The organism is Agrobacterium vitis (assembly GCF_014926405.1).
Lineage (GTDB): Bacteria > Pseudomonadota > Alphaproteobacteria > Rhizobiales > Rhizobiaceae > Allorhizobium > Allorhizobium vitis_H.
On record NZ_JACXXJ020000005.1, the window covers coordinates 401,672 to 421,450 of the forward strand.

Annotated in this window: 17 protein-coding genes; 9 read left to right on the forward strand and 8 right to left on the reverse strand. The window is 57.3% G+C overall.

What is annotated here, in order from left to right:
- Nucleotides 1-122 precede the first annotated feature (122 nt).
- Nucleotides 123-1,442 carry an ABC transporter substrate-binding protein gene (locus IEI95_RS12910; protein ID WP_156537051.1) on the reverse strand — a complete coding sequence of 440 codons (1,320 nt, stop codon included), beginning with the start codon at nucleotides 1,440-1,442 and terminating at the stop codon, nucleotides 123-125.
- 691 nt (nucleotides 1,443-2,133) lie between these two features.
- On the opposite strand from IEI95_RS12910, the gene IEI95_RS12915 reads away from it, so the two are divergent.
- From IEI95_RS12915 to IEI95_RS12925, 3 genes are all read left to right on the forward strand, one after another.
- A complete protein-coding gene (locus IEI95_RS12915) occupies nucleotides 2,134-4,059 on the forward strand; it encodes a DUF1800 domain-containing protein (protein ID WP_234894689.1) in 1,926 nt (641 codons plus the stop codon).
- 30 nt (nucleotides 4,060-4,089) lie between these two features.
- Complete coding sequence (locus IEI95_RS12920) at nucleotides 4,090-5,310, forward strand: DUF1501 domain-containing protein (protein WP_156537049.1); 1,221 nt, start codon at nucleotides 4,090-4,092, stop codon at nucleotides 5,308-5,310.
- 68 nt (nucleotides 5,311-5,378) lie between these two features.
- Entirely contained in the window at nucleotides 5,379-7,289 is a 1,911-nt protein-coding gene (locus IEI95_RS12925) for a glycosyltransferase family 2 protein (protein ID WP_194416538.1), read from the forward strand.
- On the opposite strand, the gene IEI95_RS12930 is transcribed toward IEI95_RS12925, so the two are convergent.
- A complete protein-coding gene (locus IEI95_RS12930; RefSeq protein WP_156535309.1) occupies nucleotides 7,249-8,202 on the reverse strand; it encodes a sugar-binding transcriptional regulator in 954 nt (317 codons plus the stop codon). The two genes, IEI95_RS12925 and IEI95_RS12930, sit on opposite strands and share 41 nt — an antisense overlap.
- A 146-nt stretch (nucleotides 8,203-8,348) precedes the next feature.
- Between IEI95_RS12930 and IEI95_RS12935 the strand changes: the two genes are divergently transcribed.
- The 6 genes from IEI95_RS12935 to IEI95_RS12960 all read left to right on the forward strand — a co-directional run bounded on the left by IEI95_RS12935 (nucleotide 8,349) and on the right by IEI95_RS12960 (nucleotide 13,117).
- On the forward strand, nucleotides 8,349-9,146 hold the full coding sequence (locus IEI95_RS12935) for an HpcH/HpaI aldolase family protein (RefSeq protein WP_156535311.1): 798 nt from the start codon (nucleotides 8,349-8,351) through the stop codon (nucleotides 9,144-9,146).
- Between the two features lie 25 nt (nucleotides 9,147-9,171).
- Complete coding sequence (ung, locus tag IEI95_RS12940) at nucleotides 9,172-9,873, forward strand: uracil-DNA glycosylase (RefSeq protein ID WP_156535313.1); 702 nt, start codon at nucleotides 9,172-9,174, stop codon at nucleotides 9,871-9,873.
- 68 nt (nucleotides 9,874-9,941) lie between these two features.
- The gene (locus IEI95_RS12945) at nucleotides 9,942-11,369 is read left to right on the forward strand and encodes an aldehyde dehydrogenase family protein (protein ID WP_156535315.1); all 1,428 of its coding nucleotides are present in this window, start codon (nucleotides 9,942-9,944) and stop codon (nucleotides 11,367-11,369) included.
- Nucleotides 11,366-11,755 carry a RidA family protein gene (locus tag IEI95_RS12950; protein WP_156535317.1) on the forward strand — a complete coding sequence of 130 codons (390 nt, stop codon included), beginning with the start codon at nucleotides 11,366-11,368 and terminating at the stop codon, nucleotides 11,753-11,755. Before IEI95_RS12945 ends, IEI95_RS12950 begins: the two co-directional genes overlap by 4 nt.
- A 248-nt stretch (nucleotides 11,756-12,003) precedes the next feature.
- Nucleotides 12,004-12,405, forward strand: coding sequence for a DUF1236 domain-containing protein (locus IEI95_RS12955; protein WP_156535319.1), 402 nt, complete (start codon nucleotides 12,004-12,006; stop codon nucleotides 12,403-12,405).
- Between the two features lie 220 nt (nucleotides 12,406-12,625).
- Nucleotides 12,626-13,117, forward strand: coding sequence for a histidine kinase (locus IEI95_RS12960; protein ID WP_194416539.1), 492 nt, complete (start codon nucleotides 12,626-12,628; stop codon nucleotides 13,115-13,117).
- A 9-nt stretch (nucleotides 13,118-13,126) separates the two neighbouring features.
- Here IEI95_RS12960 and IEI95_RS12965 read toward each other — a convergent pair whose 3' ends face one another.
- From IEI95_RS12965 to IEI95_RS12990, 6 genes are all read right to left on the reverse strand, one after another.
- The gene (locus IEI95_RS12965; RefSeq protein ID WP_156535321.1) at nucleotides 13,127-13,708 is read right to left on the reverse strand and encodes an NAD(P)H-dependent oxidoreductase; all 582 of its coding nucleotides are present in this window, start codon (nucleotides 13,706-13,708) and stop codon (nucleotides 13,127-13,129) included.
- Between the two features lie 224 nt (nucleotides 13,709-13,932).
- Entirely contained in the window at nucleotides 13,933-15,339 is a 1,407-nt protein-coding gene (locus IEI95_RS12970) for an FAD-binding oxidoreductase (RefSeq protein WP_156535323.1), read from the reverse strand.
- Nucleotides 15,340-15,342: 3 nt separating this feature from the next.
- A complete protein-coding gene (locus IEI95_RS12975) occupies nucleotides 15,343-16,674 on the reverse strand; it encodes a cytosine deaminase (protein ID WP_194416540.1) in 1,332 nt (443 codons plus the stop codon).
- Complete coding sequence (locus IEI95_RS12980) at nucleotides 16,674-17,486, reverse strand: ABC transporter permease (protein ID WP_234891108.1); 813 nt, start codon at nucleotides 17,484-17,486, stop codon at nucleotides 16,674-16,676. The genes IEI95_RS12975 and IEI95_RS12980 overlap by 1 nt, the downstream gene beginning before the upstream one ends.
- Nucleotides 17,487-17,527: 41 nt before the next feature.
- On the reverse strand, nucleotides 17,528-18,385 hold the full coding sequence (locus IEI95_RS12985) for an ABC transporter ATP-binding protein (protein ID WP_156535330.1): 858 nt from the start codon (nucleotides 18,383-18,385) through the stop codon (nucleotides 17,528-17,530).
- Between the two features lie 318 nt (nucleotides 18,386-18,703).
- Complete coding sequence (locus IEI95_RS12990) at nucleotides 18,704-19,723, reverse strand: ABC transporter substrate-binding protein (protein WP_015916966.1); 1,020 nt, start codon at nucleotides 19,721-19,723, stop codon at nucleotides 18,704-18,706.
- Nucleotides 19,724-19,779 lie beyond the last annotated feature (56 nt).

The following is a 19,779-nucleotide window of genomic DNA, read 5'->3' on the forward strand; positions in this document are numbered from 1 at the left end:
CGCTCGTATTATCGACCTGTTGACGAGAAAATCAGGAGCGAGACGTAAACTCCGAGTCGATCTCCCCCCTTGAGGGGGAGATGCCCGGCAGGGCAGAGGGGGGTAAACCCCAACCTCAACCCTTACTTCTTCGGATAACCCGCCTTCTTCATTTCACGCTCGGTGAGTGTTTGCGCCGTTTTCAACGCCTGATCCACCGTGGCCTGACCGGCCAGTGCTGCCGAGAATTGCTGGCCAACGGCAGTGCCGATGCCCTGGAATTCCGGGATAGCCACATATTGCACGCCCTCATAAGGCACAGGCTTGACGGTGGGTTGCTTGGGGTCTGCCGAGTTGATGCTATCCAGCGTCATCTTCGCAAACGGTGCAGCCTTCTGGTAATCGGCATTGGCATAGAGCGAAGTGCGCGTGCCCGGAGGAACATTGGCCCAGCCGTCCTTTTCGGCCACCAGCTTCAGATAGTCCTTACTGGTTGCCCAGGCGATGAACTTTTCAGCGGCTTCGACCTTCTTGGAGCCAGCCGGAATGGCGAGGTTCCACGACCACAGCCAGTTGCCGCGCTTGCCAAGACCATTATCGGGAGCCAAAGCAAAGCCGACCTGATCAGCAACCTTGGATTCCTTCGGGTTGGTCACGAAGGAGGCAGCCACGGTGGCATCAATCCACATGCCGCATTTGCCAGTCTGGAACAGGGCGAGGTTTTCATTGAAGCCATTGGAAGACGCACCGGGAGGGCCGTTCTTCTTCATCAGGTCCACATAGAACTGAAGGGTCTTTTTCCACTCCGGCTGATCAAACTGTGGCTTCCACTGTTCATCAAACCAGCGTGCGCCAAAGGAGTTGGACATGGCGGAGAGGAAAGCGATGTTTTCACCCCAGCCAGCCTTGCCGCGCAGGCAGATGCCGTACACTTCCTTGGATTTATCGGTAATCTTGTCGGCGGCTTCCTTGATGAAGTCCCAGGTGGGGGCTTCCGGCATTTTCAGGCCCGCTTTTTCAAACAGATCCTTGCGATACATCACCATCGAGCTTTCGGCATAAAACGGTGCCGCATAAAGCTTGCCATCGACGGTCAGGCCAGAGCGCACCGGCGGCAGAAGGTCGGCTGCGTCGTAATCCTTGTCGGCACTCAGCTTGTCCAGCGGTGCCAGCCAGCCCTGCTTGCCCCAGATCGGCGCTTCGTAAATGCCGATAGTCATCACGTCATACTGGCCGCCCTTGGTGGCCACATCGGTGGTCACTTTCTGGCGCAGCACGTTTTCTTCCAGCGTCACCCACTTCACATCAATGCCGGGATTCTTCTTGGTAAAATCATCCGTCAGCTTTTGCATGCGGATCATGTCGCCGTTGTTGACGGTGGCAACCGTCAGCGTTTCGGCAGAGGTCACGCCAGCCATGGCGAAGACTGAGCAGGCGCCCAGCAATAGTGTTTTCAATGTCATTTCTTCCTCCCAGAAGACCAGGTGGAACCCGGAGGCCCCTTGAGGGTCTGCCGACGGGCCACTGGTAAATCAACCGATAGACCTTGATCTCACTCGCGATCTAATGAGCATTCGCTTTACTCATGGGCAAATACTCACATCCTGCCTCGAAATGTCAATCGCAATTCGTTGCTGCACTGCCGAAGTCATGTTCGAATTCCTGTCCAGCGGCAGGCCTAATGTCGTAAACCCTCGTGATATTGAAGGAATTTTGAATATTTCAAATTTATCAGGAGCTTGATATTCATTCGCGTCATCTACCAAATGTCATTGGTAAGGAATGCTGGACAGGCAAACATGTGGGAGAAATAGCCGCCATCGTGAAAAGGAGAATTGAAAAATACATATTTATATTAATATATATCGTTATATGTATTTTAATTTACTTTATTTTTTTGTGGCTTTTTGAAAATATTGATTTACTTACATAAAATATAAATATAATTATCAATATTGAATAATATATAAAATATAATCGATTATATTTATTATTTTTTAATAAATAAATTGACTCTTGCTAATAATATATCAAAATTCCTGGTTATGTTGTTTTCGCTGGGGGGCGATAAGCATGATTTTCGCGAATTGTTTATTCAATCGGCTTGTTTTGCCGATGGTTTTGCTTGTCCTTTTATCTTTATCAGCGCGCGCCATGGACGTTGACGAGGCGCGTCATCTATTGCAGCGCCTTACCTTCGGTGCCAGTCCGGCTGAAGTGACCACTTTAGTGAAACTGACGCGGGAAGAGGCTGTCGACCGTTTTCTTGACAGTCTCGCCCATCCGGAGTTACCGGAGCCGCCGCCGTTTGTTTCCCGCCCAAGGCCGGATTACTGGGCGAGTGGCTGGGAAAACCGCGACATGATCTTGCAACATGTGGCGGAGCGCGATCAGATGCAGGCGGTGTGGATCAGCCATATGATCGCGACCGATACGCCTGTTGCCGAAAGACTGGCGTTGTTCTGGCATGGTCACTTCGTGTCGCGCTTCGATCCGGGCCGGGTCAGTGCGCCGCTCTTCGATCAGATCGCGCTGTTTCGTCGGGAAGGCGGCGGAAATTTTCGGGTCCTGCTGCGGGATGTCCTACGCGATCCGATGATGCTGACCAGCCTGGACAATGTCTGGAACACCAGCAGCCGTCCCAATGAAAATCTGGCGCGCGAGCTGATGGAATTGTTCACGCTTGGCATCGGACACTATGACCAGCGCGATGTGCGTGAAGTGTCGCGGGTCCTGGCGGGGCATGGCGTGGATTTTGAAGGTGGCTGGCGCTATCGCTTCGCTGTCGATCAGGCGGATACCGGGGAAAAGATCGTTCTGGGCCAGCCTATTGCGGCGGGCAGTCAGGATCAGATTGATCGCCTTACGGATATTCTCTTAGCGCAACCGCAAACAGCCGAGTTTATTGCCGGAAAATTCTATGCCGCCTTCGTTTCGATACGTCCGAACCCTGAGGCCACCAACCGGCTGGCGGGTGTCTTGCGCGATCACGATTATGAGCTGCGGCCCTTCTTGCGCGCCCTGTTGCTCAGCCCGGAGTTCTGGAGCCCGGCCAACAGAGGCGATCTGGTCAAATCGCCGATTGATCTCGTTGTCGGGTTCTGCCGCAGCTTCGGTCTGACCCCGCCGGACGCGATGATTTTGGTAACCTATCTCGATAAGCTTGGGCAGACACCGTTCATGGCACCGTCCGTTGCCGGTTGGCGCGAGGGGACGTCTTGGCTGAACATGAAGACCTTGGTGCTTCGGCGGCTTGTGGTCTCCAGGCTTTGGGATGCGATGCGGGTTGCTGATCGCACCCCCAAACCAGGTGATCTCGCCATCCGTTTCAGCTCGGAATTTATCATGGTGCCGACCGTGTTTACCGTGCGGGTCAATGGGGCTGAGGTTGCCACCGTCAGGCAAACCATTGGACTGGATCTGCAAAAGCAGCGGACCCAGGGCGATAATGGCGGTTTGAAACCGATGTGGGAAACCGCAATCATCCCGGCGGAAAACCTGCCCGCGGAGATCCGCAGTGTCGAGATAACCCATGTTTCCAACGATCCTGACAGCCGCCTGTTCGTCAATTGGGTCGAGGTTGCGGGACGCCGCTATCCGCCGCAGCTTAGCCGCTGGAGCCCGTCGGATGCGCCCTGTGCGGGTGCCCCTCGCGGCATGTTCTACTGTAATGTCGGTCTGGTGTTCGATATAGCGCCTTTCGATACGCAGCAGGCGACGATAGATGATCTGCGGGCCGACCATAACAGTCACATTGAATATACGACGGCACGCCTACAATCAAAAGATGTATTCGATGCCCGGGCGCCTCTCGAACAGGCATTCGAGGTGATGATGGCGCGTGTTGGCGGGGGGTCCATCAGCCGTGAGAACCTTGCTGGGCAATGGCTTCTGGCGCGGCCTGTCTTGTCTGCCCGGGCGGAAAAGCCAGCGCTCGTTCCCTCCGTTGCCCAGCCTGTGGTTCAACCAATTGCCATGACAATGCAGCCTGTCGGCAAGACCGGCGATGCTGAACGAAGTTCGGCATTGATCGATCTTATCCGGTCGATGACGACAGATCCGCAATACAACCTTAAGTAATTTTTTCACCATTATATTTCGGGGGAATGAATGGCTATGTTTAACAGGCATGGGTTATCGCGCCGTGAATTTGCGACATGGATGGGTCGGTGTCTTGCGCTAGGCTCTATGCCGCTGTGGGCAAGGCAGGCTTTGGCGGCGGCCGGACCGGGCGCTGCCGGTTCTGCCCGCCGGTTGATTTTACTCGAACTTTTCGGTGGCAATGATGCCCTGAACACACTGGTGCCTTTCAAAGACCCGGTCTACCGGCATTTGCGCCCAACCATCGGCCTGAAAGGCGATGAAATCCTGTCACTCAACTCGGAGTTGGGATTCAATGCGGCTTGGCGGCAGATGGCGGATCTTTATCACAATGGCGAAATCGCCATCATCCAGGATGTCGGCTATCCCGATAACAATCTCTCGCATTTCCAATCTGCGGAAATTTGGGCGGGCGGGTCCAGGAAAGGCATTTCCAGTGGCGGTTGGGTTAGCCAGGTCTTGCAGGCGAACCGGAAGGATGCAGGACCCTTCGATGCGGATGGTGTGGTATTTTCAGGCAATCAGGACCTGCTTGAGGGCGAGGGCATGCGCATCCTGACAGTTCACGATAAGCATGCATTGCACAGCGGAGCTCCGAGCGCGATGGCTGGCACCGACAAGACGGATGATCATGCTGCGCTCGCCTATCTGACCCGCCTTATGGACGACCAGCAGGAGGTTATCGGGCGGGTTGCCGCCAAGTTGAAGGGCAATAACCGTTTCGAGGCGCGGTTTACACGGGATTATTACATGGACCCGATTGATGCTCAGACAGCTCTTTTGCTCTGGATGTTTGAGCAGGATGTCAAGTCACCACTGTTCAAGATCAGCATCGGCGGCTTCGATCAGCATTCCAATCTGCGGGGCGAGCACGAGCGCCTTCTGACGAAAGTTCAAAACACCCTCATAGGCCTGCGTCGCGGGCTGAAGGAGATTGGCGTCTGGAACGATACGCTTGTCATTGCCCATTCGGAATTTGGCCGCCGACCGGCTGAAAATGCCTCTGGCGGCACCGACCATGGTTCTTGCAGTCCCGTTATCATGATGGGGGGCGGGATCAAGCCTGGGCTTTATGGCAGCCGCAGTGATCTGGAAAAGCTCGATGCGGAAGGCAATCCGGTTTTCACCACCGATTTTCGTAGTGTCTATGCGTCGGTGATCGGCAATTTCTGGCGGTTTCCAACCAATCCGATTGCCGCACAGGGTTTTGCGCCCTTGGCCTTGTTCTAGAGGCTGTCGGGCTCAGTATGACCCTGACAGCCTGCAAAGACTGACCCGAATAATTTAAGGATATTGCTGTGACATTGTTCTCTCCAGTTGCACCTGACGGTGCAGCCGGACAGGCTGCCGCTTTGCGCGCGCCTGTCTCGGTGCAGAATGCGCCTCTCAACACCGGTTGGTTTGATGATCAACCCTTCGATCAGGCCTCGTCCGAGGGTACGGAAATTCTTGCCTGCCTCACACTTTTCAACGAGCCTGCCGAGGCGGTGGCGGCGACATTGGCCTGCCTTGCCGCCAATCAGGCTGTGTTGCTCAGCCGAAATGGCCCTATACAGCGGCTGGAAGTGGCCATCGTGCTGGATGGCCGCGACCGCGTTCACCCAGAGACCGAGGCACTGTTCAACCGGCTTGGCTTCGATCTCGATTGGGGTTGCGATCCTGAGGCAGCGGGCATCGGCCAGCATGGGGCGGATGAGGCGCAAGTTCGCGTTCAGACCCGCCTTATTCCGATGGATCTGCTGACCGGGGTCAGCGGCAATCCTCTTCGCGTGCATCTGGCGGTGAAGGACCGCAACAGGGGTAAGCTGGATAGCCATGCCTTCTTCTTTCGAAGCCTTGCCGAACGCCTGCGGCCAGATTTTGTCTTGCAGATCGATGCCGGGTCGAGACCTGCTGCCGATTGCCTACCGGCATTGCTGGCGCAGATGGAACGCGAGCCTGACTGTGCAGCCCTTGCCACCAATATCGTCATGGAAGACGCCGCCTTGACCGATTGGCTGCAAAGCTGGCAACAGGCAGATTTTCTCTGGCAGAAATTATCCGATTGGCCGATTGGCAACGGTTTGGGCTATCTTGAAGTCGTGCCGGGGCAGGCCAGCCTGTTCAGAATGTCGGCCATGAGACGCGGGGCAAACGGCGATCCTCTGGCAGCCTATCTTCGCGGGCTTTCCAGGCCGAAGAGCCTGATGGAGGCCAATCTGTTTCTCGCGGAAGATCGAATCATCGGCGCGGAAATCGTCAAAAGCCATCCTGCCTGCACCATCTGCTATCATCACGATGCCAATCTTGTCACCGATGGCTGCGCGACGGTTGGCGAATTGCTGCGCCAGCGCCGCCGTTGGACAAACAGTACGCTTGTGGCGCGCCTGGTGGCCATCGGCAGCCTTGCCGATCTGCTGTGGCATGGTCGCCTGCCGCCTGCACGCTGGTGCTCAATGGCACTGGCGCTGGCCTGGACTCTGCTGCAATTGCTGGAACAATGGTTCATCCCAGCGTCACTGGCCCTGCTTGTCTCCCTGACGTCAGGGGTTTGGCAAGACGAGGCGGGCCAGAGTTTGGCATGGGGAATGGCAGCCGGTGTGTTGCTGTTCTGGCTTTATTGTCTGGCCAGCATGAAGGCGCGGGAGGGGAAAAGGTCTCTCAGCCGTAGGCTGCATGGCTGCTTGCATGGCCTTGGTCTTGGCATCCTTCTGGCCTGCACGGTCCTGGGGTTTGCCATCTGCCTTGTTGAGGTCGGTCCTGTCATTCAGGGCGTGATCCTGATGGTTGCCCTGATCCTTGGCATGGCGGTCTTGCACCATTCGTCCCGCAGGATGTCCGATCTGCTGAGACTATTTGTGATCTATATTCCCTCCGCACCCGTCGCCAGCTTTTATCTGCTGAGTTATGCGCTTGCCAATTTCCACGATGTCAGTTGGGGCACCAAGGGCTTGGTCAATGACAGCAGGACTGCCATTCCGGCTGGCTGGCGCCAAATGCGGTTGCGGCTTTTGACCCTTTGGGTCGTGAGCAATACGGGCTTGGTCTGGCTGGTGGTGGGTATCGTGCCGGGCGGCGCAATCAGCGTCCTTCAGTATGCCTGCCTGCCGGTCGTCGGGCAGATCGCCCTTGCGTCCTTGCTCTTGATATCGGCATGCTATCGTAAGCCCAATTTGCCGTTTACAAAGATCAGAGACCGAGCAGATAGCGTGCCGCATCTTCATCGATGATCAGCGCGTTGACATGGCCACCCCGTGCAGCGGCGCGGATGGCGGCGTGTTTGCGTTTGCCGCGCGCCATGCCGATGACGACAGAGGTTTGGCGCGACGGGATCGCCATACTGGCGACACGGCTGTTGACCGGGTCGTCCAGCAGCTTGCCCTTGGCATCGAAAATCCAGCCGCAGATTTCGCCGGTGGCACCGATGGCCAGAAGATTGCGCATTTCGGCTTCCTTCAAGAATCCGTCCTGAAGCAAGGGCGCGTTGAGGGTCATCTCACCGATACCGACGAAGGTCACATCGGATTGGCTGCCAAGCGCGATGGTGGGAGCAACTAGCGGCTGGCGGTGCAAAAGGTCGCGCTCCTCTGCGCTGGAAACGATGACCGGTAGTGGCATCGGAAAATGCCGGGCCTTCACCGCATCGGCCATGGAAAAGATCACGTTGAAATAGGCCGCCGATCCATCCGGGCTGATATTGCCGGTCAGCGAGACGATCTTGTGCTGCGGACAGTCCATCTGCGGCAATTGGTCGATCATGGCGCGCAGCGTGCGGCCCGTGCCCATGGCGATGGTGAGCGGGTCCGGCCGTTTCAGCCAGCGCTCCAGTTCGGCGGCACCCGCCTCGGCAATGCCTGTCGCGGTGGCGTCCGAGCCGGGATCGGTTGGCACGACCTCGACCTGCTTCAGGCCATAGGCCTGCTTCACCGCATCGGCCAGTTCCAGACAGACAGCAATCGGGTGATCGAGGCGGACCTTGACCAGCTTTTCGGCAACCGCCAGGGACACCAGCCGCTGGGCGCTCTGGCGGGAAATATTCATCGCCGCGGCGATCTCGTCCTGCGTGCGGCCAGCAACATAATAGAGCCAGCCGGCGCGGGCGGCGTCGTCCAGCCTGGCGTTTGAACCTACTTTGCGTGCCATCGAAAAACCTCTTCCCTTGGTGGATGAGGTAGAGGCAAAGGGGATGGGCTGTCAATTGTTTCAGTCCGATACCGGCAGGATCGGCCTTGAACCGCATCTGCAATGAGGGCTATGAAAGTCTGACGACAGCGAATGGAGATTGGCCGATGCCCGCACCCGTCAATGGTTTCAAGCAAGCCCTGCGGCAGGAGGCTGTTCTCTACGGCCTGTGGGTGGCGCTGGCCTCTGCGCATGGGGCCGAGCTTTGTGCCGGTGCCGGTTATGACTGGGTGCTGATCGATGGCGAGCATGGGCCAAACGACATTCCGCTGCTGGCAGCCCAGCTTGCCGCTTCCGCCCGTCAATCCGCCCATCAGGTGGTGCGTCTGCCGATGGGCGAAGCCTGGCTGATCAAGCAGGCGCTGGATATTGGCGCGCAGACGCTGCTGATCCCGATGGTCGATACGCCGGACCAGGCCTTGGCTGCTGCAAAAGCCTGCCGCTACCCGCCCTTTGGCATTCGCGGCATGGGGGCCGGGCTTGGCCGGGCCTCCGACTTTGGCCGGATCGGGGATTATGTGGCAAGTGCCAATGACCAGATCTGCCTGATCGTGCAGATCGAAAGCCGGTTGGCGATGGCCAATCTGGAGGCGATCCTTGCGACTGACGGCGTCGATGCTTTTCTGATCGGGCCTGCGGATCTTGCAGCCGATCTCGGCTTTCCGGGCCGCGCCGATGTGCCGGAGGTTTACGCGGCGGTGGAGGATATTCTGCGTCGGGCCAAGGCGCTGGGCAAGCCCGCTGGAATCATGTCAACCGATCCTGTGATGATCGATCTTGCCCGCCGGTCAGGCGCGCGCTTCATCGCCACGCAAAGCGATGTCGGCCTGCTGGTTGCGGCTGCGGCCAACCATCTGCGCAGCGTCAAAGGTGAGGCGGGACCAGAGGCGACTGGCGGTTATTGACACCCCTGACAGTGAGGAGAGACTGATGGCGCAATCGACGCTTCGCCTGGAAGACAGCTGGAAGGCCGTGGTCGGCGAGGAATTCGAAAAGCCCTATATGCAGACCCTCAAGCAGTTTCTGGTCGAGGAAAAGCAGCAGGGCAAGCCGATTTTTCCCAGAGGGCCGGAGTATTTCCGGGCGCTGGATCTGACCCCCATCGACAAGGTGCGAGTGGTGATCCTGGGGCAGGACCCCTATCATGGCGCAGGACAGGCGCACGGCCTGTGCTTTTCTGTGCAGCCCGGCGTGCGCATTCCGCCGTCGCTGGTCAATATCTATAAGGAATTGCAGGCCGATCTCGGCATTGCCCCGGTGCGGCACGGTTTTCTGGAACATTGGGCGCGCCAGGGCGTGCTGCTGCTCAACAGCGTGTTGACCGTGGAAGAGGGCAGGGCGGGATCACATCAGGGCAAGGGTTGGGAAAAATTCACCGACCGGGTCATCCATGCCGTGGCCGAAAGCCGCGAGCATGTGGTTTTCATCCTCTGGGGTGCCTATGCGCAGAAAAAGGCGGCTTTCGTCGATCCGGCCCGGCATCTGGTGCTGAAATCCGTGCATCCATCGCCGCTATCCGCCCATAACGGCTTTTTCGGCTCAAAGCCGTTTTCCAAGGCCAATGCCTATCTGGAGGCGCATGGAGAGGTCCCCATCGACTGGCAGCTCCCAGCCGATCCAGGACAGGGATAGGCGTAAATCGGCTTGCAGCTCTGCCATCTTTATCGATAGTCTTGCCCAAACAATCCACCGGAGGCACTATGAGCAATCATCTGAAATTCTTCATCGATGGTGAATGGGTTGATCCGGTTCATCCCGCAACGCTTGAGGTGATCGATCCTTCGACCGAAGAGGCCTATACATCGATTTCGGTTGGCTCCAAGGCCGATGTCGATAAGGCGGTGGCTGCCGCCAAACGGGCTTTCACCAGTTTCTCACTATGGTCGGTGGAAGAGCGGTTGGCGCTGCTGAAGCGCATGCTTGCCGAATACAACAACCGGTTTGAGGATATTGCCAAGGCTGTCAGCCAGGAAATGGGCGCTCCACTCAGCTTTGCGCTGGAAAGCCAGGCCTGGGCCGGACGTGCGCATATGGAAGCGACGATTGCCGGGCTGGAGACGTTCAAATTTTCCGAGCAGCGCGGCGGTACCATGGTGGTCAAAGAGCCGATTGGGGTCTGCGCGCTGATCACGCCGTGGAACTGGCCGCTGAACCAGATCGTCTGCAAGGTCGCGCCCGCCATCGCCGCTGGCTGCACTGTGGTGCTTAAACCGTCGGAGATCGCCCCGATCAGCGGCATCATCTTCTCCGAAGTGATGGAGGCCGCCGGTACGCCGAAGGGCGTCTACAATATGGTCAGCGGCAATGGCCCGGATGTCGGCCAGGTGATGGCCGGTCATCCCGATGTCGATATGGTGTCCTTCACCGGCTCAACCCGGGCCGGGATTATCGTTGCGAAGACGGCAGCGGAAACAGTGAAGCGCGTCGCCCAGGAACTCGGCGGCAAATCCGCCAATATCATTCTGCCCGATGCCGATTTCGAAACGGCAGTGCGCAAGGGCGTGCAGGGATGTTTCGGCAATTCCGGCCAGTCCTGCGATGCACCGACGCGAATGCTGGTTCCCGCCGACCGTCATGACGAGGCGCTGACCTATGCGAAGTCCGAGGCCGAAAGTTTCGTGACCGGCGATCCGCGCAGTGAAGACACCAAGCTCGGCCCTGTTGTCAGCCAGATCCAGTATGACAAGATCCAAGGGCTGATCGAAGCGGGCATCAAGGACGGAGCGACGCTGGTTACCGGCGGGCCGGGGCGTCCGGAAGGGTTGAACCGCGGCTATTACATTCGCCCGACCATTTTCGGCAATGTCACCAACGATATGACCATCGCGCGGGAGGAAATCTTCGGCCCGGTCCTGTCGATCCTGCCCTATAAAGACGAGACTGAGGCGGTCGAGATCGCCAATGACACGGTCTATGGGCTGGCGGCCTATGTGCAATCGACCGATATTGAGCATGCCCGCGACGTGGCAAAGAAGATGCGGGCCGGGTCGGTCTATCTCAACTATCCGGATTGGGACACGTTCGCGCCGTTCGGCGGCTACAAACAGTCGGGCAATGGCCGCGAATATGCCGATTGGGCCATCCACGATTTCCTGGAAATCAAAGGCATCGTCGGGTGGGACGCATGAAGCAAAGCTTCAATCCGCCTTCGGTGCGCAGACCCTTCGGCAATTACAATCACGGCCTGCTGGTGCCTCCGGGCGCCAGCCTGCTGGTCACCTCCGGCCAAGTCGGGATCGGTGTCGATGACAGCATTCCCAATGATCTCGAAGGCCAGGCGGTTCTGTGCTTCGAGGCCATTGGCACCATCCTGGCCGAAGCGGGCATGAGTTATGCGGATGTCATCCGCATCGCCGGGTTTGTAACGCGCCGAGAGGATTTTGCACCCTATATGGCGGTGCGTGATCGTTATACGTTGGAACCAAAACCGGTTTCAACGCTTCTTATCGTCACCGGATTTACACGTCCGGAATTTTTGGTTGAAGTAGAAGTGACGGCGGCTAAATCATTTTGAATTTTTTTCCGGCTTGATTTTGTCGAGCCGGAATATTCTTCTGTTTACAGATCAAAGACACAAGATCTGAACATTTCTTTACATTTCAAAAAATGAGTGTTTTTGGTTTTTTTTGTATACTGTCGATCGATTATTCAATATGAATGATAGATGAACGACTTATTCATTTGATGTTATTTAAAATATTCGGAACAAATAGTTTCCTTCTCCGTTATCCCACCAGATAATCGGAAAGAAGGAATATTCGGATGAAAACCAAGATTGCTCTTATTGTCGCCGCCGCCCTTGCTGGCTCGATTGCAACTTCGGCCATTGCGCAGAATGCCACAGTGACCGGTGCAGCCGGCGGTGCGGTTACCGGTGCTGTTGTTGGTGGTCCAGTCGGCGCAGCCGTTGGCGGCGTTGTCGGCGCGGTTGCTGGCACGGCTATCGATCCGCCACCGCCGCGTGTTGTCACCTATGTTCGCCAGCAACCAATGCCAGCTCAACCCTATGTGACCGACCAGCAAATCGTCGTCGGTCAGCATTTGCCGCGCCAGATTGTGATCACCCCGATCCCGGAAGATCCGACCTATGCGTATGCAATTGTCAATAATGAGCGTGTTATCGTCGATCCGCAGTCCTATACGGTCATTGATATCATTCAGTAACGTTTTTTGACTCTCCAGTCATCTTGCCCCACCGGCTTACGCCAGTGGGGCTTTTTTGCGTTGGAGCAGGGCGATCTATAGTTCAAATCAGGCAGCAAGCTGATATGCTGTAAAACATACCCTGAAATAGTACAGATCGATTTCGCAATTCCCAGCGACAGACGGATAGAAATCTCTATTTTCGCCAATCGACATCCGATCGATACTAGGGGGACCATCCGTGAAGAGATTATTTGCCGTTGCTGTGCTGACCTTCCTTCTGCCAAACCTGTCTTTTGCCGATACGCTGCTGTTTCCAAGCGATAATCCGGTCGCGCGCATCACCATTCCCGCCGATTGGGAGCCGAAGGAAACCGAAAGCGGCATTGATGCGACCTCCGAGGACGGCGCTATCTATATCGCCATCGACGTCGCCAACGCCAAGACCACGGATAAGGTAATCGATGACGCCATCGCTTTCCTTCAGGACAACGGCGTCAAGATCGACGGCTCGACCCAGAAGCAGTCGGACGAAGTCATCAACGGCATGGACATGACCAATTTCGACTGGACCGGCGTCGATGAAGACGGCGCCGTCAATGTTGGCCTGTCGCTGCTCTCACCCCGTCCCGGCAAGCTGCTTGTCATCACCTATTGGGGAACGAAGGGCAAACAGGAAAAGCACGGTGCAGAATTGCAGGAGATCATCTCTTCGCTGAAAGCAGCGCGGTAAATTCAGCGCTCAAAACCGACCCATCTCGCGCCGGACCTTTTCCAGAAAGGCGGCGCGGCTTTCGTCTGTGCAATTGTTCATGTCGTAATGGGCCATGAATTTGACTGGCGCGCCCAGCTTGATCTGGGCGCGGATCACGCGCGTCACGGATTTCTTTGGCGGATTGCCCGCAAGAAACGCTCTTAACGGTGTTGCGCCATAGGTCATCACCGCCGCGAGTTTGCGGATATGGCGCAGTGTCGGCGTCAGTTTTCCATCGACCAGTTCGAACGTGACGCCCGGTAGCCAGACACGGTCGAAATAACCGCTCAGCATGGCGGGAAAGCTGAAGTTCCAGACGGGGGTGACGATGACCAGCCCTTCGGCCGCCTTGAGCCGCTCGACATAGGATTTCACCGGCTCGATATTGTCAGGATAATCATGATAGATCCGCCGCTCTTCAGCCGAAAGAACCGGGTTGAAACCCTCGTCATACAAATTGCAGCCATCGACCTCATGGCCCGCTGCCTCCAGGCTTTGGCAGGTCTTGTGGTAGAGCGCCCGGTTGAAGCTTTCAGCCAAGGGATGGGAATGAAGAACGAGCACGCGCATGCAAAAGTCCCTGGTTTGCGCCCGCCGGTGCCCCGGAGGGTTTTGTCAAAAACATCCGCGCCGTTTGTCCCGATACCTTCTTCCGCCGATCGGCGGGATGAAAGGCCATGTTCATTGCATGATCAGGGACAAGCCCCGCCAGGAGTACCTTCGGACTGTGAAGACGGCCTCATGCCGTCAAGCCGTTGCGTTCTAAATCATCTCAGGTTGAAAGTGCAAGGATTTCAATCGTCTCCCATCGATTGCAATCCCGGAAACAAATAGTTTCGCCCGGCGGAAAAATCGAAATCGGGATTTTCCCAGGCAATCATCTTGCCGGGATTGAGCAGGCCCTTGGGGTCGGTTTCCTGTTTGAAGGCCAGTTGCACCGTATCGGTCTGCTTCATGCCGCCTTCTTCCAGCGTGTAGCGATGCGGGTTGAAGATCGGACAACCGTTGTCCTCGTGGATGCGGATGATCTCCTCCAGCCGCTCCTTGGTGGTGTAGCGCACCAACGGCAGGCCGGAACATTGGATCGCACCATCAAAGCGCATGAATTCCAGGTGGCCGATTACCTCATCACCAAAAATTTCGGTCATCTTCCCGACCTTTTCGACATGATCCGGCCCCGGATACTGTACTTGAAGATAGGTGATCGAGGGATCGACCTTCAGCGCCCGGAGCGTCGTGTGGTTCCAGGCCAGTTCATAGGTATGAGGAATGCCCTTCATGCTCTCCACTGTGTCAGAGCGGAAGCGCAGATCGGCTTTCATTTTCTCGGCATAGGCAATAAACGGCCCCATGGAATGCGGCGCGACCATCAGCACCACCACCGACTGGCCGTCCTTCAGCCAGGGCTTGTGACGGGAGAAATACGCATAGGGAACAGGGGCCGCGATGGGGGCCACTTCCTTCAACAGAATACCGTTGCGGTGGCTGAGCGCATCGGCAAAGCGCACGGCGTCCATGTAGTCGTCATAACCGACGATGACGTCCACCCAGTCATAGGCAGGGGCCAGCGGCATTTCCACTTCGGTGATGATGCCGTTGGTGCCATAGGCGTGGCTGACCTTTTGCAAATCCCAGGCGGATAGTTCCAGTACGCGTGGTTCCGCCTCCATGGTGACGACCCTTAGCGACAGGATATTGCCGAGATCGCGAAGCCCACCCCAGGTGATCGAGCCGACTCCGCCCGAGCCGCCTGCGACAAAGCCGCCGATTGAGGCTGTCTGGGCGGTGGAGGGGTGGAAGCGCAGTTCCTGACCGGAATGGGCGCGTGTCTGGCGATCCAGTTCGGCGATAACGATGCCTGGCTCGCAGATCACCCGGCCTGGGTGAATCTCTTTCACCTTGTTCATGTTGATCAGGTTCAGCACGATGCCGCCGGAAAGCGGCATGGCCTGACCGTAATTGCCGGTGCCAGCACCGCGCGGAGTGACTGGAACGCCGTGGGCATAGGCCACTTTCAGCGTGCGGATCACCTCTTCTTCGCTGACCGGAGAAACCACGAGGTCAGCCGTGACATGGTCCAGCTCGGCCTTCAGGATTGGCGAGTACCAGTAGAAATCCCGGGACTTCTGCTTGACCAACGCCGGATTATCCTCGACGGCGATCCCGGCAAGTTCAGCTTTGATTTTTGCGTAATCGGGCATTGTTCAATCTTCCATCAAATGGTCAAGGTCGCGGTAGTCAGGCACCTGCGCGTCGATAGCCTGACCGGAGCGCAACACGGTGCGGTCAGACTGTGGACGCGATAGCAATTCGCTCCAGGTTCTCGCCGAAAACAGCACCAGATCTGCCTTGGCCCCGACCTTGATACGGCCATGGTCGGGACGTCCGAGAATATCGGCGGGGCTGCGGGTGACGATTCGGGCCGTGCTGTCCAGCGGGTGATCGAGATGGACGATCCGCACCGCTTCGCGCAGCACTTCCACGCAATCGAGATCGCCATAAGCGTAGAAGGGATCGCGGGTATTGTCTGACGCAACCGCCGTCTGAACACCTGCTGCCGCCAGTTCATGAAACAGGGTGACGCCGCGCTGGCGCGGCGTGCGGCCCGGATGGCGATCCTGCAAATACATGTTGCACATCGGCAGCGACACGACGGCAAGCCCGGCTTCCGCCACCTTGTCGATGGTGGCCTTGGCGATATCGTTGCTCTGCTGGGTCAGCGAACAGCAATGGCCGACCACGACCGAGCCTTGAAATGCATTGCGCAGCTTGGCTTCGGCAATGGATTTCAAGGTCAGCACGGAAGCATCCTGCGTCTCATCGACATGCAGGTCGATGTCGAGCCCGTGGTCGCTTGCGGCGCGAAACAACAGGTCCAGCCGGTGATCGAGATCCGGCGAGACCTGGGTGACGCCGCCGAGAATGCCCTTGTGCGCAACAAGCACCTCCAGCAAATCTCTAAAAAACGCCTGATCAGTGATGTCGTCGAAGGGGAAAAGGGCGACCGCCTGAAGGTCGATCCGGCCCGCCCACTCCTTGCGTATCTGCGAAAACACCTCAAAGGAAATCCGGTGCTGAGGTGCGCTGCTGTCGAGATGGGTACGGATCAGGCTGGTGCCATGGGCATAGGCGCAGCGCAGCGAAAATTCCATCCGTGCCCGCACATCGTCCGCCGACCAATTCGCCTCGCGGTCATCCTTCACGGCGCTCAATGCGCCGATGAAATCGCCTGTTGGATTGGGCTTTCGCGGCCAGATATGGCCCTTGTCGAGATGGGTGTGCATGTCGGTAAAGGTCGGCCAGACCATGGCATCGCGTAGATCGATGATCGGCAGGTCCGCCCCGGTCTTGTATTGAGATGTGGTGCCGACCTTAACAATAGCTTCGACCTTGCCGTTGTTGATAATCAGATCGGCGCTGACCAGCCCCTCGCGGACCGGTCCAGCGGGAACATCATCAACCGCTTCGACGGGTAAGGTGGCGCGCGTCAGGGCAAACCGCCCGGTTTGCGGAAGATCGGCAAACAATCTGGTCATCAGTTTTCTCGCTTGATGCTGCTTTCATGCCAGCGATGCAGCGCCAGCCATGAGATGAAGGAGGTGATGGCGAAGATCACCACGCCGAGGCACGATAGCAGAAACAGGGCGGCAAACAGCCGGGGAATGTTAAGCCGGAACTGCGATTCCAGCAGGCGGAAAGCCAGACCAGAGCCCGCACCGGCTGAACCTGCCGCAAATTCCGCCACCACGGCGGCAATCAGTGCCAAGCCGCCGCCAATCTTCAGACCGGTCATGAAATAGGGTAGCGATGCCGGCAATTTTAGATAGAGCAGCGTTTGCAGCCGTGAGGCGCCGTAAAGGTCGAACAGGTTGAGCAGATTATGATCGACGCTTTTCAACCCCTGCACCATGTTGGAGAGGATCGGGAAGAAGGCGACCAGGAAAGCGCAGATCAGCAGGGCCACCTGGGTTGAGGGTGCGTAGATCAGGATCAGCGGCGAAATGGCGACGACAGGCGTGACCTGAAGGATCACCGCAATCGGATAAAAGGCCGTTTCAATCCACTTTGACTGGATGAGAAACACCGCAATGCCGACACCGCCGATCAGCGCCAGGGCCAGCGACATCAAAGTGATTTTCGTTGTCACCCAAAGCGCCGGTCCCAGAATGCCCCAATCGGTATAAAGTGCCTTTGCCACGGCCAGCGGACCGGGCAGGATATATTGCGGCACCTCGGAGACGGTGACGCCGACATGCCAGACCAGCACCAAAGCCGCGACCACCACAAACGGGATCACCACCCGGAGAATGGTTTCTCCGTGGCGGGCAAAAACGCCTTGTTTTGGCATGGCCAGGCTTTCAGCGTCGGCTGCTGTTTCAATCTTCTGGCTCATCCGTGATGCTCCAATCCCGCCATGGAGAGGCCGCCATCAAGAGGAAAGCCGATGGCTTCCAGCAGCACATTCGAGGCCTTTTCGCAGACCTGCCGGTATTCTTCCGAGGTTCGGTAATGGGCGTCACGTTCCAGGCTGGTGGCAATGGTGAAATCCGCATGCACCCGGCCAGGCCTTGCCTTCATCACCACGATGCGATTGGATAGATAGGCGGCCTCGAACACCGAATGCGTCACGAAGATCACGGTAATGCCGGTCTCGCGCCAAAGCCGCAGCACGTCGTCGTTCAGCTTTTGCCGGGTGATTTCATCAAGGGCTGCAAACGGTTCGTCCATCAGCAGCAGTTTCGGCTTGGTCACCAGGGCGCGGGCAATCGACACCCGCATTTTCATGCCGCCTGAAAGCTGGCGCGGATAGGCCTGCGCGAAATCCTTCAGGCCCACCGTGTCAAGGGTTTCGAGAACAGTCGAGGTTGCTGCTGCCTTGGAAATCCCTTGCAGACGCAGCGGCAGATAGACATTGCCGAACACCGTCTGCCAGGGCAGCAGGGTCGGCTCCTGGAAAACAAAGCTGATATCGCCTTCCGGCAAGCCCTTGGCATTGATCCGCGAACTCGGCCAATCGACCGTGCCGCTGGAGATGCCACCGAGACCGGCAATGATCCGCAGCGCCGTCGATTTGCCGCAGCCGGAGGGACCGAGCAGGCTGACGAATTCCCCCGCCTCGACGGTGAGTGACATGTTGGACAGTGCCACCGTGCCGCTGGAAAACACTTTGGACACGCCTGTTAGCATGACGAGGGCGCGCTGGCGGTTTTCAGTGCGCGGCTTTTGCAGTGGTTCAGTCGGGGTCATTCCGGGGCCTGTTGTTGAAGGGCCTAGAGTTTGTCTTAGGGAAAACCGGTTTCCACTTTTCCCCAAGACAAACGCAAACAAGAAAATAGGATGAGGAGGAAGGAGCATCCTCATCATCCCGCTACTGCTGGCTCTCGCCTGAACTTGTGCGCTCAAGTTTGTGAACAAGAAGAGCGCAAGTGGGCAGAGCGCAGGTCGGCAAAGTCCATACAGGCAAGCACATATTGGTAAGCATTGGCGAGGTGAGGGGTTACACGCCTCATCCGGATGCTGTGGCGGCGCTTATCCGGTGCGCCGCCCTGTCTTGCTTCTTTAGCTTCACTTCTTCAGGGTCAGGCCGACGCCCTTGCAGACGAACTTGGTCGTATAGGCCTTGTGATAGTCGAGCTTGGCATCAACGACGCCGATCTGGACCAGGGTATCGAAGAAGGCCTTATAGCGTTCGTCGGTCATGCAGCCGATGCCCTTGTCCAGGGTCGGGCCGGATTCGACGATGCCGTATTCCTTCATCTTGTCGATGGAGAAGGCGATCTGGGCGTCGGTGATTTCCGGATTGTCTTTTTTGATCAGCGCATTGGCGGCCTTGTTGTCGCCGTAGAGGTACTTGTACCAGCCCTCGATCGAGGCATCGACGAAGCGCTGCACCACATCCGGCTTCTTGTCGACCATGGACTGGGTGGTGGTGATCATCGTCGCATAGGAACTGTAGCCGTTGTCGGCCAGCAGGAAGAGTTTCGGCTTGAAGCCGCCCTGCTGTTCGATCTCGTAGGGCTCCGAAGTGATATAGCCCTGCTGGGCGGATTTCTTGTTGGCGAGGAACGGCGCCGGGTTGAAGGTATAGGGCTTGTATTGCTCGTCCTTGAAGCCCTTGAAATTCTTCTTCATCCACTCGAAATAGGTGGCATAGCCGTCCTTGCCCATGAAAATCGTATCGAGCTTGGCGAGATCCTCGAATTTTTCGATCCCCTGGTCTGGATGGGCGATCAGCACCTGTGGGTCCTTCTGGAACAGCGCCGCGACGTCGATCAGCGGAATGCCCTGCTTGACAGCGTCCATTTCCTGAAGCGGGAAGCCCATGTAGAAATCGACCTTGCCGGCGATCAGCAGTGCCTGATTGGCCGCGTTCGGGCCACCCTGGACGATCTTCACCTTCAAACCATATTTTTCATAGGTGCCGTCAGCCACGGCCTGGTAAAAGCCGCCATGCTCGGCCTGGGCCAGCCAGTTGGTGCCGTAGCTGACCTCGTCCAGCGCCATGGCCGGGCTGCCAAGGCCAAGGGCCAGGGCGGTTGCGGCCAAAGTGTTGACAATCGTCTTGTGCAGTATGGTTTTCGTCATGTGTATTTTCCCCTGATCCCTCGGATCGCGTGCTGCCGCCCGATGTCGCATGCCGC